The sequence below is a fragment of the Bradyrhizobium sp. 190 genome (assembly GCF_023073415.1).
GTDB lineage: Bacteria > Pseudomonadota > Alphaproteobacteria > Rhizobiales > Xanthobacteraceae > Bradyrhizobium.
The window spans coordinates 103,256-117,340 of sequence record NZ_JADPJL010000026.1 but is presented as its reverse complement, the minus strand read 5'-3'; the positions used below and the strand labels follow the sequence as shown (position 1 = coordinate 117,340).

General features: G+C 61.8%; 14 protein-coding genes. 13 read left to right on the top strand and 1 reads right to left on the bottom strand.

Translation table 11 applies throughout. The features are described from left to right. Window positions 1-61: 61 nt before the first annotated feature. Genes IVB22_RS18160 through IVB22_RS18140 form a run of 5 tightly spaced genes read left to right on the top strand, consistent with a single transcriptional unit; the run spans window position 62 to window position 3,811 of the window. A complete protein-coding gene (locus IVB22_RS18160; RefSeq protein WP_247518676.1) occupies window positions 62-934 on the top strand; it encodes a branched-chain amino acid ABC transporter permease in 873 nt (290 codons plus the stop codon). Continuing rightward, the gene (locus IVB22_RS18155; RefSeq protein ID WP_247518675.1) at window positions 931-1,977 is read left to right on the top strand and encodes a branched-chain amino acid ABC transporter permease; all 1,047 of its coding nucleotides are present in this window, start codon (window positions 931-933) and stop codon (window positions 1,975-1,977) included. The genes IVB22_RS18160 and IVB22_RS18155 overlap by 4 nt, the downstream gene beginning before the upstream one ends. After that, window positions 1,977-2,753 carry an ABC transporter ATP-binding protein gene (locus IVB22_RS18150; RefSeq protein ID WP_247518674.1) on the top strand — a complete coding sequence of 259 codons (777 nt, stop codon included), beginning with the start codon at window positions 1,977-1,979 and terminating at the stop codon, window positions 2,751-2,753. Before IVB22_RS18155 ends, IVB22_RS18150 begins: the two co-directional genes overlap by 1 nt. Continuing rightward, window positions 2,746-3,450, top strand: coding sequence for an ABC transporter ATP-binding protein (locus tag IVB22_RS18145; RefSeq protein ID WP_247518673.1), 705 nt, complete (start codon window positions 2,746-2,748; stop codon window positions 3,448-3,450). The genes IVB22_RS18150 and IVB22_RS18145 overlap by 8 nt, the downstream gene beginning before the upstream one ends. Window positions 3,451-3,460: 10 nt before the next feature. Further along, entirely contained in the window at window positions 3,461-3,811 is a 351-nt protein-coding gene (locus IVB22_RS18140; protein ID WP_247518672.1) for a Rieske 2Fe-2S domain-containing protein, read from the top strand. Here IVB22_RS18140 and IVB22_RS18135 read toward each other — a convergent pair. Beyond that, window positions 3,808-4,650 carry an alpha/beta hydrolase gene (locus tag IVB22_RS18135; protein WP_247518714.1) on the bottom strand — a complete coding sequence of 281 codons (843 nt, stop codon included), beginning with the start codon at window positions 4,648-4,650 and terminating at the stop codon, window positions 3,808-3,810. The two genes, IVB22_RS18140 and IVB22_RS18135, sit on opposite strands and share 4 nt — an antisense overlap. A 419-nt stretch (window positions 4,651-5,069) precedes the next feature. Between IVB22_RS18135 and IVB22_RS18130 the strand changes: the two genes are divergently transcribed. The 8 genes from IVB22_RS18130 to IVB22_RS18095 all read left to right on the top strand — a co-directional run bounded on the left by IVB22_RS18130 (window position 5,070) and on the right by IVB22_RS18095 (window position 13,065). Next, window positions 5,070-7,154, top strand: a complete 2,085-nt coding sequence (locus tag IVB22_RS18130) for a hydantoinase/oxoprolinase family protein (RefSeq protein WP_247518671.1) — start codon at window positions 5,070-5,072, stop codon at window positions 7,152-7,154. Between the two features lie 2 nt (window positions 7,155-7,156). Further along, on the top strand, window positions 7,157-8,815 hold the full coding sequence (locus tag IVB22_RS18125; protein ID WP_247518713.1) for a hydantoinase B/oxoprolinase family protein: 1,659 nt from the start codon (window positions 7,157-7,159) through the stop codon (window positions 8,813-8,815). Between the two features lie 80 nt (window positions 8,816-8,895). After that, on the top strand, window positions 8,896-9,906 hold the full coding sequence (locus IVB22_RS18120; RefSeq protein ID WP_247518670.1) for a TRAP transporter substrate-binding protein: 1,011 nt from the start codon (window positions 8,896-8,898) through the stop codon (window positions 9,904-9,906). Further along, the gene (locus IVB22_RS18115) at window positions 9,899-10,525 is read left to right on the top strand and encodes a TRAP transporter small permease subunit (RefSeq protein WP_247518669.1); all 627 of its coding nucleotides are present in this window, start codon (window positions 9,899-9,901) and stop codon (window positions 10,523-10,525) included. Before IVB22_RS18120 ends, IVB22_RS18115 begins: the two co-directional genes overlap by 8 nt. Beyond that, window positions 10,522-11,829: a TRAP transporter large permease gene (locus tag IVB22_RS18110; protein WP_247518668.1), complete on the top strand. Its 1,308-nt coding sequence runs from the start codon at window positions 10,522-10,524 to the stop codon at window positions 11,827-11,829. Before IVB22_RS18115 ends, IVB22_RS18110 begins: the two co-directional genes overlap by 4 nt. 565 nt (window positions 11,830-12,394) lie before the next feature. Next, window positions 12,395-12,595 (top strand): hypothetical protein, encoded by a 201-nt coding sequence (locus IVB22_RS18105; protein WP_247518667.1) that lies wholly within the window; start codon window positions 12,395-12,397, stop codon window positions 12,593-12,595. 2 nt (window positions 12,596-12,597) lie between these two features. Then, window positions 12,598-12,750 carry a hypothetical protein gene (locus IVB22_RS18100; RefSeq protein WP_247518666.1) on the top strand — a complete coding sequence of 51 codons (153 nt, stop codon included), beginning with the start codon at window positions 12,598-12,600 and terminating at the stop codon, window positions 12,748-12,750. A gap of 117 nt (window positions 12,751-12,867) precedes the next feature. Beyond that, window positions 12,868-13,065: a hypothetical protein gene (locus IVB22_RS18095; protein ID WP_247518665.1), complete on the top strand. Its 198-nt coding sequence runs from the start codon at window positions 12,868-12,870 to the stop codon at window positions 13,063-13,065. The last annotated feature ends 1,020 nt before the right edge of the window (window positions 13,066-14,085 follow it).

Genomic DNA, 14,085 nt, shown 5'->3' with positions numbered 1-14,085 from the left:
GAACGTCGAGGGCCGCGGCAGACGGCGGCCCTCGACGGCATCAAGATATCCGGGAGCCATTTTGAGCGAATTTCTGCAACATCTGATCAACATGCTGGTGCTTGGCGGCACCTATGCGCTGTTGGGCATCGGTCTCACCTTGATCTTCGGCATCATGAACGTCGTGAATTTCACGCATGGGATACTGTACACATTCGGCGCCTACATCATGTTCATCGTGGTGCACCAGCTCGGGGTTAACTTCTTCCTCGCATTGCCGCTCGCCGTTGTCGCCGGCTGGCTTCTTGGGGCGGCGATCGAATTGAGCTTGCTGCGGCCGCTGCGCGGCTCCGACATTGACACGACCATGCTTGTCATGATCGGTGCCTGGATCGCGATGCAGTCAGGCGCCTTGTGGATATGGGGTGGCGTGGCGAAATCAGTGACCACGCCGTTCCCCGAGGCGCCGCTGGTGCTGGGCCCGGTCTCGGTGTCCTGGCTGCGGCTGTTCGTGCTGGCCGCCGCGGCCATGCTGATCGTCGTCACCTATCTCCTGATCAACAGGACAAAACTCGGCTGTGCGATGCGGGCGACGTTTCAGGATCAGGACACCGCCTCGCTGATGGGCGTCAATGTCGACCTGATCTACACCTCGACCTTCGCGATTGGTTCGAGCCTTGCCGCCGCGGCGGGTGCGCTGCTGGGTCCAGTCTACGTGATCTTCCCGCAAATGGGCGATCTCGCCGCCGTCAAGGCGTTCGCGATCGTGATCCTTGGCGGGCTCGGCAACATCACCGGCGCGGTCATTGGTGGTTTCATTCTGGCATTGGCAGAGGAACTGGGCGCCGGCTATGTTTCGTCGGGATACCGCGACGCCATGGGCTTCTTGATCATTATCGCGGTTCTGATCTTCAAGCCCACCGGACTTTTCGCGCGCTCGGAGCGCGTCGGATGAAGTCAGGCATCGCCATTCTCACGGTCGTCGCGTTCGCATCGGTGCCGCTCTGGCTGCGCGATCCGTATCTCATGAACGCGCTGATCACGACCGGCATCTTCATCATCGGCGCGATGAGCCTTAATTTGCTGCTTGGGTTTACCGGCCAGCTCAGTCTCGGTCACATCGCGTTCTTCGGCATTGGCGCCTATGTCAGCGCATTGACATCGCTTGGCTTTGACGTCGGCTTGCCCTTCGGCTTTCGCATTGTTCACCATCCCTGGCCGCCGATCGCGGGCTTCGTGTTGGCCATCGCCATTGCGGGGTTGTGCGGATATCTCGTGGGGCTGCTCTCGTTCCGCGTGCGCGGCGCCTATTTCGTAATCGTGACGATCTCCTTCGCCGAAGTGGTGCGATTGGTAGCGCTGAACTGGGTCGAGCTGACGCAGGGCCCCCTGGCGCTGACCAATATTCCCTCGATTACGGTCGGATTGCCGGGTCTCGGAGATCTGACCCTCCGCACCAAGCTGCAGAACTATTACTTCGTGCTTGCCGTCGCGGTTGTCACCTATCTCTTGATCTCGCGCCTGGTCCATTCGCATTTCGGCCGCGCCATGCGCGGGCTGATGGAAAACGAAACGCTGGCGGTATCCGTCGGCATCGACGTGACAAAGACGCTCACGCTGGCGGCAGTGATCTCGGCCGGGATTGCAGGCGCTGCCGGCAGTCTCTACGCACACTACATCCGGATCATCGATCCCGAGGTGTTTGCCTTCATCAATACGGTGACGATGGTGATCATGGTCATCACCGGCGGCAAGGGATCGCTGGCCGGGCCTGTCGTCGGCGGCATGATCTTCGGACTGTTGCCTGTGTTCCTGCGCCCGATCATGGCGCCGAAGGCGCAATGGATCGCGTATGGCGGCGTGCTGATCATCATCCTGTTCGTATTGCCGCGCGGCATCGTGCCGTCGCTGGCGTTACGATTTGCGAAACGGCGGAGCCGGCCCGAGACGGTTGCCCCGGTTACCTTCTCCGAACGCGACGCCAAGGAGCACGCGTGATGACGGCGATAGCGTTGAAGGTCGAGAAGGTCGCCGCGCATTTCGGGGGGCTCGTTGCACTCTCGGATATGAACTTCACGGTCGGCGAGGGCGAGATCGTCAGCCTGATCGGACCCAACGGCGCCGGCAAGACGACGGCGTTCAACGTCGTCACGGGCTTTCTGGATCCAACCCACGGTGCCGTGAGCTATCGCGGGACGGCACTCAACGGATTGAAGCCGCATCAGATCGCCGAGCTAGGACTGATCCGCACCTTCCAGCGCACCAGCGTGTTTCCGAACGACACCGTTTACGACAATCTGCTGGTCGGGCTGCATCGCCAGGGCAGGGTGAGCCTGCTCGAGGCCATTCTCGGCCTGCCGCGCGCGCGGTCGTCGCAGCGACGTTTGCGGGAACGCGCCAGCGAACTGGTCGAATGGGTTGGCCTCGAACGCCGCGCCCACGATCTCGCGGGCTCGTTATCCTATGGCGAGCAGCGGCTTGTCGGCGTGGCGCTGGCGCTTGCGGCTGAGCCGTCGATGCTGCTGCTCGACGAGCCGGTCTCCGGCATGAACGCCTCGGAAACCCATACCTTCGTGCAGTTGGTCCGTAACATCAGGGATCGCGGCGTCACCATCCTGCTCGTCGAACACGACATGCCGATGGTGATGAGCGTCTCTGATAGAATCGTGGTGCTGAACTACGGCCGCATCATTGCCGAGGGACCGCCGGACATGATTCGCAACGACCCCGCCGTCATCGAGGCCTATCTTGGGCAGGGAGCGACACGTGCTTGAGATCCGCGACATGGTGTGTGGCTATGGCGGCGTCACGGCGTTGCGCGGCATTTCGCTGGAGGTCAAGGCCGGGCAGCTCGTCGCCCTGATCGGCGCCAACGGCGCCGGCAAGAGCACCACGCTGCGCGCGATCTCCGGGCTGGTTGCGCCGCGTTCGGGGTCGATGCTGTTCGACGGCAAGGATATCGCAGGCGCCAAGCCGCCGCGCGTGGTGGCCTCAGGGATCGCGCATTGTCCGGAAGGACGGCGGGTGTTTCCGCACATGACGGTCGAGGAAAATCTCGACATGGGCGCCTATCTGCGCACCAAATCCGCGGAGATATCGGAGGACCGCGCTCGGATCTATGCCGAGTTTCCGCGCCTTGCCGAACGGAGAAAGCAGGCTGCCGGCACCTTGTCCGGTGGTGAGCAGCAGATGCTGGCGATCGGCCGGGCGCTGATGTCACGGCCGCGGCTGATCATGTTCGACGAGCCTTCCCTCGGGCTTGCGCCCAACATCGTCGAGCGAACTTTTGCGATCATCCGTGGCATCCGCGACGCCGGGACGACGGTCCTGCTGGTGGAGCAGAACGCATTTGCGGCGCTCGAGATGTGCGACCACGCCTATCTGCTGGAAGGCGGCCGCATCGTTCTGTCCGGGCCTGGCGCGGAGATGATCGAGAACGAGCACGTGAGAAAGGCCTATCTTGGAGGATGAGCCGCCCCAAATGGCCACGTTGTCGGGCGACGGAAAATGGATGCCGGTCTGCGGGCTCAGCCGGCTGATTTCGCAGACGATCGTCTGCGCCCGCGTGACCGGCGTCGATTTGATCCTGATCTGGAACGAAGGTCGCGCGGTGGCCTGCGAACGGATGTGCCCGCACGAACAGGCTGACCTCAGTGTCGGACACCTGTCGGGAGGACGCTTGTGCTGTCCCCGTCACGCGGCCTCGTTCGATCTCCGCAATGGCCAGATTTCCTACGGCTGGCCGAGCCGTCCGTTGCGGCTATATCCGGTCCGAACCAGAGACGATCAGGTCTGGATCGACGCCGGGGCGATCAAGTCGCCGGCGGCCTAGCCGACCAGCTTTCGGGCGATATCGACAAGCGCGCCGTCAGGACGCCGCAGCTCGCTGAGGATGCTGAAATGGTCTGCGCGTTCGATCGGGAAAAGCCTGCCTGGCGCGTGCGCGGCCATGCGCAATTCATGAAGCTGGATTGAATCGAAAACCAGCGCTGGCAGTTCGGCCGTGCCATAGGCGATGTCGAGCCGCTTGTGGACAGCGGGCAGGCGAAGCGGCGAAAGTCTTGCGACTTCCTGGTCGGTCAGCTTCAGCGCGTTGTTAAGCCCTGTATCGCGGATGGGTGCAAGATCATACACGCCGGAAATCGCCAGTCCGGCGGTGACGCGCGGGTGCTCGAGTGCCATTGCGACGAGGTGCGCGCCGGCCGACCAGCCCGAGAGCACGACGGGCCCGGAGATGCCGTATGACTCGCCGTTTTGGGTCAACCAATCGAGCGACCGGGATATCTCCGCCACGATCTCCGTCAACGAAGCGTTGGGCGCCAGCGAATATCCGGGAATGGCAACCGACCAGCCATGCGTAGCGACGCCTTCGACCAGCATGGCAAACACATCGCGCGAATTGCGCTGCCAGTAGCCGCCATGCAGGAAGACCAGGCAGGGTGCCGTCTTCTCGGCGGCCGGATAGAGGTCGATCTTTGTCCTTTCGCGTTCGCCATAGGGAACATCAAGAAACGAGCTGCGGCTGGCGCGCAGCGTTTCGGACATCTGGTTTCTTTCGGCGATCAGCGCTGCGCTGTTCCTTACCGCTGCATTGTTGTCATAGGCCGCGTCACGCTCCGCCTGGGAAAGCGCTGCCCAGCTCGACCGGGGATCGAGAATTTTGTCTTTCATCGCCGATATGTCAGTCACGCGTCACTCCCGCTGAAGCCTAAGCGTTCGTTGTTCAAGTCCCCTAGGGGACGATCACGAGTTTAGTACGACCAAGCCCCCCGCGCGGTCGCGGCGATGCTGCCGGTTTTGGCGACCGGTGTCAGCGAGCGCAGCATGCGGATGTCCGGATTGGTCAGGTTCATGCGGGGTGGCACCATGCAATTCTCGTGCTTGGAAGGGTAAGTACAGGGCCGGTGCCAATGAGATGCTTGCGAGCGCCGCAGTCGCTTGGCCAGGGAAGGGCGAGTTCGTCGAAGTTGCGCTGTGCTGCATAGGTGCCCAGCAAAATAGCTGGATACGTCTCCGCCGGCGCAGTCAATGGCATGGAAATTGCTGAACATTTGGCTACAGTTCGTCGGTCAGCACGCGGAGATTTTGGAATGCTTGAGGGAGCCGAAGTGCGGCTTGCCGTCGATATCGGAGGCACGTTCACGGATTTCGTCTTGGACGTGGGCCAGGAGCGCCGGACGCGCAAGGTGCTGACGACGCCCACGCGACCGGAGCAAGCGGTGCTGGACGGGATGCGTCTCATTCTGGCCGACGCGCGCGCCCACATATGCGATATCGACGTCTTCATTCACGGCACGACGCTTGCGACCAACGCCATTATCGAACGCCGCGGCGCGAAGACGGCGCTTGTCGCGACGCAAGGTTTCCGCGATGTGCTCGATATCGGTACCGAGAGCCGCTACGATCAATACGACCTTGCGATCGACAAGCCGAAACCGCTGGCGCCGCGCGCCCTGCGTTTCACGGTCCCCGAGCGCATCGACGCGCAGGGCGCCGTGCGGTTGCCGCTCGACGAAGCCGCCGTGCGTGCACTCGTGCCCGAGCTGCGCGCGCAGAATGTAGAAAGTGTCGCCTTCGCCTTCCTCCACTCCTATGCCAATCCCGAGCATGAACGGCGCGCCGCCGCGATCCTGAAGCAGGAAATGCAGGGCGTCTGGGTAACGCTGTCGTCGGCGGTGTGCCCTGAAATCCGCGAATACGAGCGGACCTCGACTGCGGTGGCCAATGCCTATGTGCAGCCGTTGATCGACGGCTATCTCGCGCGCATGGCCGAGGGGCTGCAGGCCGAGCAGTTTCGCGGCGCCATCTACCTCGTGACCTCGGGCGGCGGCGTCACCTCGATCGAGACGGCGCGGCGCTTTCCGGTGCGCCTGGTTGAATCGGGGCCGGCAGGCGGCGCGATTTTTGCGGCGCAAATCGCGGCGCGTCTCGGCGAGAGCAGGGTTCTGTCCTTCGACATGGGTGGCACCACCGCGAAGATCTGCCTGATCGAAAAGTATCAGCCCGAAACCTCGCGCGTGTTTGAGGTCGATCGCGCCGCCCGCTTTCTGAAAGGGTCGGGCCTGCCGGTGCGCATTCCCGTGATCGAGATGGTCGAGATCGGCGCCGGCGGCGGCTCGATCGCGCGGGTCGACGCCCTGAAGCGCGTCACGGTCGGGCCCGAGAGCGCGTCATCCGAGCCGGGGCCGGCCTGCTACGGCCGCGGCGGTCAACGACCCGCTGTGACGGATGCGGATGTCGCGCTCGGCAAGATCGATCCTGACGCATTTGCAGGCGGGACGATCAAGCTTAGCCCCGAACTGTCTAAACGGGCCTTGTTGCGCGACATTGGTGAACCACTGGGACTGTCGGCGGAAACTTCGGCCTACGCCGTGCATGAGGTCGTGTGCGAGAATATGGCGAGTGCTGCCCGCGTGCATGCAGTCGAGCGCGGCGCCGTCGTCGGCCAGCACACCCTGATCGCTTTCGGCGGCGCCGCGCCGCTGCATGCGGCCCGTGTCGCCGAGAAGATCGGCGTCTCGCGCGTGATCGTACCGTCCAATGCCGGCGTTGGTTCGGCCGTCGGATTTCTTGCCGCGCCCATCGCCTACGAGTTGGTGCGCAGCCGTCATGCCAGGCTCGATGCGTTCGATGTCGCAGCTGTGTCCGACCTGCTGGATGAGATGGCGACCGAGGCGCGCGCTTTGGTCGAGCCCGGCGCTGCCGGTGCGCCGGTGCGCGAACGACGCGCCGCCTTCATGCGGTATGTCGGACAGGGACACGAGATCACGGTCGATCTGCCGAACCGGCGGTTGACGGCCGCGGATCTCGCAGGTCTGCGCCAGGTCTTCGAGACCGATTATGCGGCCTTGTTCGAGCGGCCGATCCCGGGCGCTGCGATCGAGGTACTGAGCTGGTCGGTGCTCGCGACCACCGAGCCGCGCAATCCGTCGCGCGTTGCCGAGGTGACGCGCGAGCCGGCCGGAAAAGCCGCGGGCAGCCGCAAGTTTTTCGATGGCCGGGCGGGGAAGATCGTCGAGATTCCGCTGTACCACCGTGACCAGATGGCGCCGGGGGCGACCATCGCGGGACCGGCTGTGATCGCGGAAGATGAGACATCGACATTCGTCTCGACGAGCTTCGACGCCCATATCGACGGTGCCGGCAGCATCGTCATGGAACGGAAGGCGGCATGACCATGAATGAGTCAAGCGGGGCGAGCCTGATCGATCTGCAGATCATGTGGCACCGGCTGATCGCCGTGGTCGAAGAGCAGGCGCAGGTGCTGCTGCGCACGGCATTCAGCCCCATCGTGCGCGAATGTGGCGACCTCTCGGCCGGCGTGTTCGACCTCAAGGGGCGTATGTTGGCGCAGGCGGTGACGGGTACGCCGGGCCACGTCAATTCCATGGCCGAGTCGGTCAAACATTTCATCGCGCATTTCCCGATCGAGACGATGAAGCCGGGCGACGCCTACATCACCAACGACCCCTGGATGGGGACCGGACATCTCAACGACTTCGTCGTCACCACGCCCTGCTTCAAGGACGGTAAGGCGGTCGCGCTGTTTTCCTGCACCAGCCATTTGATGGATATCGGCGGTATCGGTTTCGGGCCTGATGCCACCGACGTCTTCATGGAGGGGCTCTATATCCCGATGCTGAGGCTGATCGATCAGGGCGCCGTCAATGAAACGCTGATGGCGATGATCCGCAGCAACACGCGTCTGCCGATCGACACCGAGGGCGACACCTATTCGCTGGCCGGATGCAACGATGTCGGCTGCCAGCGCCTTGTCGAGATGATGCGCGAATTCGAGATCGAGTCGCTCGATACGCTCGGTGATTTCATCTGTGACCGCTCGCGGGAGGCAGTGCTCGCTGAGATCGCCAAGCTGCCGAAGGGCGTCTGGCGCAACAGCATGGTCGTCGATGGCTATGATGCGCCGGTTACGCTCGCGGCGACGCTGACTATCTCGGAAGAGGGCATTCACGTCGACTTCGACGGTACCTCGGGCGCCTCGAAGTTCGGCATCAATGTGCCGCTCTCCTACACCACGGCTTATACCGTGTTCGGCCTCGGCTGCGTGGTCGCCTCGCAGATCCCGAACAATGCGGGGTCGCTCTCGCTGCTGACTGTCGCAGCGCCCGCGGGCTCGATCCTTAATGCGCCGAAACCGGCGCCGGTGGCGTCGCGCCATGTCATCGGCCAGATGCTGCCCGACGTGGTGTTCGGCTGCCTGCGTCAGATCATTCCCGAGCGGGTTCCGGCCGAAGGCACGTCCTGCCTGTGGAATCTCAATGTGCGCGGACAGACGCGCAGCGGCGCCGGTGGCAATTACGGATTCTCGATGGCGGTGACGAGCAACGGCGGCACCGGCGCGCGTTTTGCCAAGGATGGATTGTCGGCCACGGCCTATCCCAGCGGCGTACGCGGCACGCCGGTCGAGATCGCGGAGACGCAGACGCCGTTGATCTTCTGGCGCAAGGAGCTGCGTCCGGATTCGGGCGGCGCCGGCCGCACCCGCGGTGGTCTCGGCCAGATCATCGAAGTCGGCAGCGGCGTCGATGCTCCGTTCGATATTCTGGCAGCCTTCGACCGCATAGATCATCCACCCCGCGGCCGTGATGGCGGCTGTGACGGCGAAGCCGGCTATGTCGGACTGAAGTCGGGACGGAAGCTGCGCGGCAAGGGCTTTCAGACCGTGCCGCCGGACGATCGGCTGGTGGTGATGACGCCCGGCGGCGCCGGGATCGGCGACCCGAGGCAGCGCGCACCGTCAAGCGTTCGCGACGACGTCGAAAGCGGCCTGGTGTCGAGCGCGAATGCGGTTGCGGTTTACGGTTTCGCGGGCTGACGCGTCTGGCGTCGCGCTTGCAGCCTGATCAAGTTCGGAAACGACACGTCACACATGCTTCAGCAAGAGGAGAGGGGTTCATGAAGACAACCAGGCGCACATTCATCGCAACCGGAGCCGCAGCAGCGGGTTTTCTGGCGGCTCCGCACATCGCGCGGGCGCAAAGCACGATCAAGTTGGACCTCTCGACGGTTTGGCCGGAGGGCAATTTCCATACAAAGAATGCAAAACTCTTCGCAGCCGAGGTCGGCAAGACAACCGGCGGCGCGATCGAGATCGTGGTCCACGCAGGGGGCTCGCTCGGCTACAAGGGCCCTGAGCATCTCAATGCCGTGCGCGACGGACTGGTGCCGATGGCCGACATCCTGAACATCCAGCAGGTCGGCGAAGCGCCGTTGCTCGGCATCGAGGGTGTGCCCTTTCTGGTCTCATCCCCGGATGAATTGAAGGTTCTGCAAAAGTATTCGCGACCTGAGTTCGACAAGATAGCGACCAAGTACAATCAGACGATCCTCTACACCGTGCCATGGCCAACGCAGTACCTCCACAGCAAGGTGAAGACCGACAACCTGGAGGGTCTCAAGGGCTTGAAGATTCGGGTGCCGGACCGCCAGGCCGGCGACATGGTGAATGCGCTCGGCATGGTGGGCGTGCAGATCCCCTGGGGCGAGACGGTACCGGCGCTCGCGTCGGGCGCGGTGGTGGGGGTGACCACCTCTTCCGTCTCGGGCGTGGACGGCAAGTTCTGGGAGTTCCTGAAGTACTTCTACCGAACCAACCATGTGTGGAGCTCGCAGATCGTCACCATCAACAACGACAGTTGGAAGAAGATCTCGCCAGCGCACCAGAAGGCTATCATGGACCTCGTCGCCAAGCTCGAGCCTGAGTTCTGGAGCGTGTCGATCGAGGCCGATAAGGCCAGCAGCAAGCGCCTGATCGAGGGCGGCATGGAACTGGTCGAAGTGCCTGCGACCCTGCTGAAGGAGATGCGCGAGAAGACGGCAAGTCTTGAGCAGGCCTTCATCGGTCGTGCGGGGGCCATCGCCGGCGATATCATCAGCAAATACAGGAAGGATATCGGCCGTGCATGATGTCGCTGCCGGCGCGGCCGCGGCTGATACGTCAGACGGCGAGACGGACGAGCAGGCGGGCCTTAGGCCAGCCTCGGATGCTGTAGCGCGCGTCCTGGACGGCGTCGATCGCCTGTCGGAATGGGGGGCGTGGGCGTCCGCCCTGTGCATCCTTGGCATTCTGATGCTGATTGTCGCGGAAGTCGTCGCCCGCAACATTTTCAACAAGAGCATCGATTTCGCCTGGGAGTTCAGTGCCTTCCTCATGGGCGCGGCGTTCATGCTGGGCGCCGCCTATTCACTGCGGACGGGCTCGCAGGTACGGGTGAAGGTGCTGCTCGACAACCTGTCGCCGCCCGGCCAGCGCGCTCTCGATCTGTTCGCGACGGCGCTGTGCGTGATCGTCGCCGCTTACCTGACCTTTGCGCTCGGGCATTTGACCTGGCTCTCCTGGATGCGCGAATCGCGCTCCGACAAGGCGAGTGAACTTCCGCTCTGGATCGCCCAGTTTCCGTTGGCCTTGGGCGCGTTGCTGTTCACGCTGCAATCGCTGACGCGCTTCGTGCGCGTGCTGCGCGGTGAGCCCGGCGAAGATGAGACGTTGCGCGTCGGTCAGGATGCGAAAGCGGAGGCGTCATGACCATCGTTCTCTTGACCCTGCTGGGACTGCTCTCGGCCACACTGCTTGTCGGCATCTGGATCGGACCGGCGTTGATCGGTATCGGCATCGTGATGCTCGACGTGTTCACTTCGCGCCCGACCATGCGCCAGATCGGACTGTGGTCGTTCAACGTGCTTACCTCGTCCGAGGTCGTTTCGCTTCCGCTGTTCATCCTGATGGGTGAATTGCTGTTCCGCACGCGCCTGTCGCAGTCGCTGTTCACCGGGATCGCCCCATGGGTCGGCTTTCTGCCAGGCCGGCTCCTGCACACCACTATTTTGGGCTGCTCGCTGTTCTCGGCGATCTCCGGATCGTCGGCCGCCACCACGCAGGTGGTGGGCCGCATCACGCTGACGGAGCTGCTGCGGCGCGGCTACAACAAGGACATCGCTGTGGGCAGTCTTGCCGGCGGAGGCATGCTCGGCTTTCTGATCCCGCCCTCGATCCCGATGATCATCTATGCGGTTTTGGCGGAGGAATCGCTGTTGCGGCTGCTGACCGCGAGCTTCCTGCCGGGCTTCATCGTCGCCGGCAGCTTCATGACCTATATCGCCATACGCGCTCTGATGCGGCCTGACATCGTACCTGAGCACGACCGGCGGATTTCGGAATGGAGCTGGTCAGATAAGCTGAAAAGCCTCGTCGAGTTGGGACCGGTCGCGTTCCTGATATTCACCGTGCTCGGCACGATGTATCTCGGTATCGCAAGCCCATCAGAAGCGGCGGCGATTGGCGTCGTGGGGGCGCTGCTGGTAGCGCTCCTGCAGCGGGCGCTCACATGGGAGTCGCTGAAGGAATCCTGCCTCGGCACCGTGCAGACCACCTGCATGATTGGCTTGATCGTCCTCGGAGCCTTCATCGTCGGCACCGTGCTGGCGAACCTGCGACTGCCGCAATTTATTTCCGGGGCGATCTCGTCCTGGAATCTGGCACCGTTCGTTCTGATCATGTTGCTGATGGTCTTCTACATCGTGCTTGGTACCGTGCTTGAAGGCTTCTCCATGATCGTGCTCACTCTGCCGATCGTACTGCCGGTGGTTCTGGCGGCCGGATTCGACAAAGTCTGGTTCGGCGTCTTCCTGATCCTGACGATCGAGATGGCGCAGGTGAGTCCGCCAGTCGCCTTCAATCTGTTTGTGATCCAGAATCTGACCGGCGATTCACAGACCTATGTGGCGTGGAAAGTGCTGCCGTTCTTCCTCATCATGTGCGGCTTCGGGATATTGATCACACTCGTCCCCGGCATCGTCACGTGGCCAGCCGATTTCCTGCTGGGTAAGTAGATGTGCGGGCAGGCCACTCCGCATCGCTCAGCATCAGTCCCCGGTTGATCTGCTCTGCGTGTGCCTTAATGCTCTTTTCTCTGGCTTAGTGAGGCTGAACGGCCATCTGTCGATCCGAACTCCGATCTTGGCTAAGGATTCGGCCCCTATAGCTGCGGCGATGATGAGGTGATGCGCTCGATCGTTGCTTCTGCCAATATATTCCCGGAATGAATACGTCGTGGTTTCCGTGTTCCCGCGAAGAGCCGAGCAGTTGAAGCGAATGTTCACGGATCTGGAGTAATAGAAGGGTATCCCGAGTATGCACGGCGCTTCGAAAATCAAACCGTCGCTTCGCGCATTCTGCATTGTCGCGCCCATGTTGAATTGGAACGAGAGTTTAATTCGTTCAATTAGTTAGAGGGCGGCTTACGTTCAGTGGGCTCGCGACGTCATCGCTGGATTGCGCGGCACGTCGCTGTGGCTGGAAAAGCAGTTTGATGAAGCGGCCGCACGTGCCGAAGCGTCCCTAGGGTAGGAACTATCGCCGTCGGGACAGCTTGGTATCCAACAGAAAGGATATCTTGTGTCCACAAAGATGCCGAACGCAGAAGCCGATGCGGGCCAGCACGACGCCGGTAGCGGCGCGAACGAAACTACCGATGGATTGGATGCAACCACCGAAGCGTTGCGCCATGCTGCGGAAGACACGCCATCGGGTGCCTTGCCAGAGGATGTTGAGATTGTCCCGGTATTTGACCGCGCCGACCTCGCACCGAAAATTTAATCATGGCGAAGAAAAAGCACGGCGTCATTATCGAAACGCCCATGGAGGCGCGTCAAGCCGAGCCCGGCCCCTCGATTCTATTGCTGCTTATCATCAGCGTAAGTGTCGCGGTGATCGCTATGGGCTTTGTCTGGTTGGTGTTCTTCCGTACCTAGTTTCGGGTTGCTTTTAGCTCGGATGAGTTTACGGCCCGTCATGTGGACAAATTGTCACGCCGGACCGCATTGATCGCGAGCCAGGGCAATCCCATGTCCATCCTACCGGAGGACATCATGAAGCAATCGCAGCATTTCTTAGAAAATGCCGAGAACTGCGCGCAACTTGCCGAGCGCGCTGCCGACGAGCCAACTTACAACCGATACAAGCGCATGGAAGCCGCATGGCGGGCTTTGGCCGTTGAGCAAGACTGGCTGAATGGTGAGATTGTTCAGAACGCCAAGCCAGTTAAAGCGAGCGAGTCTGTCGGCTAATTGCTGCCGCGACTATCGTCTATGGAACTTAGCTTTGGCTTCTTTTCCGCTTGATCACGCAACGTGGTCAAACCGTCGTAATTATTCGCAAGACGCAAAAGCCTTCTTTTGATAAGCGGGTCTGCTTCGTTCGCAAGCTCCCGAAGGACGCGCGCTCTATCCCTATAAAATCGTTCGTCCATGTACTTCCCTCTCAATAGGAGTACATGCCCGTTTTCTTCGACCGATGATAGTAATCTAGATCACACGTCCGACCTTCACGTAGCGAAGCTTACGTTCACATTTTCGCAATGGAAGTTTGTTCTTAGATCGCTATTGAGGCGGCCATGATAGAAGCCCGGATGTCCCAATACGATTCGGAAGAAGAATGGCAAAAGCTAAGAAAGTAGTTCGCCGCGCGTGGTCAAGAGACGATGTTCGAACAATGAAGACAATGGCCAAAGCAAAGTTAGGCGTCACTAAGATCGCAAAAGCGTTGAAGCGGACTCCCGGTGCCACCACTGTTATGGCTACGAAGCTGGGTGTTTCCCTATCAACGCGCGCCTAAATGAAACAGCGACAGGCCGTAGTACCGCCTGTCGCCATTTCCACACATTTTCAGCGAACGATTTCTCTAGGTCACGCTGCGCGCGGATTGACCACGGTGTATCCACGCAGTGAGCGCGCATGAATTCTCGTTGAGCGCCCGCCTGAGTTCGCATCATATGCCATCCAAATGTCGCCTTCGACGTGCTGTTCTAGAACGAAGACGTGCCCGCGGCGCGCGGCAACCATTCCCGGTGCCGGCGAAGTTCGTGGGAAGCGCAGCCAGTTGGCCGCCAGATTCAATCCCGGTACGATATGGCCGAACACGCGTATGGATGCGCCGCAACCACAGAAAGAACGCGGGCAACCGGCCGGGCGACCGCCGACGACCTGACCACGACCGCCACTCACTTCGGCCACTGCGTTGCGATGTGAAATCTCGCGCTGCTGAAAGCCACGCTGTTCTCGCGGATGTGACGCAGGTCCCCCGCGACG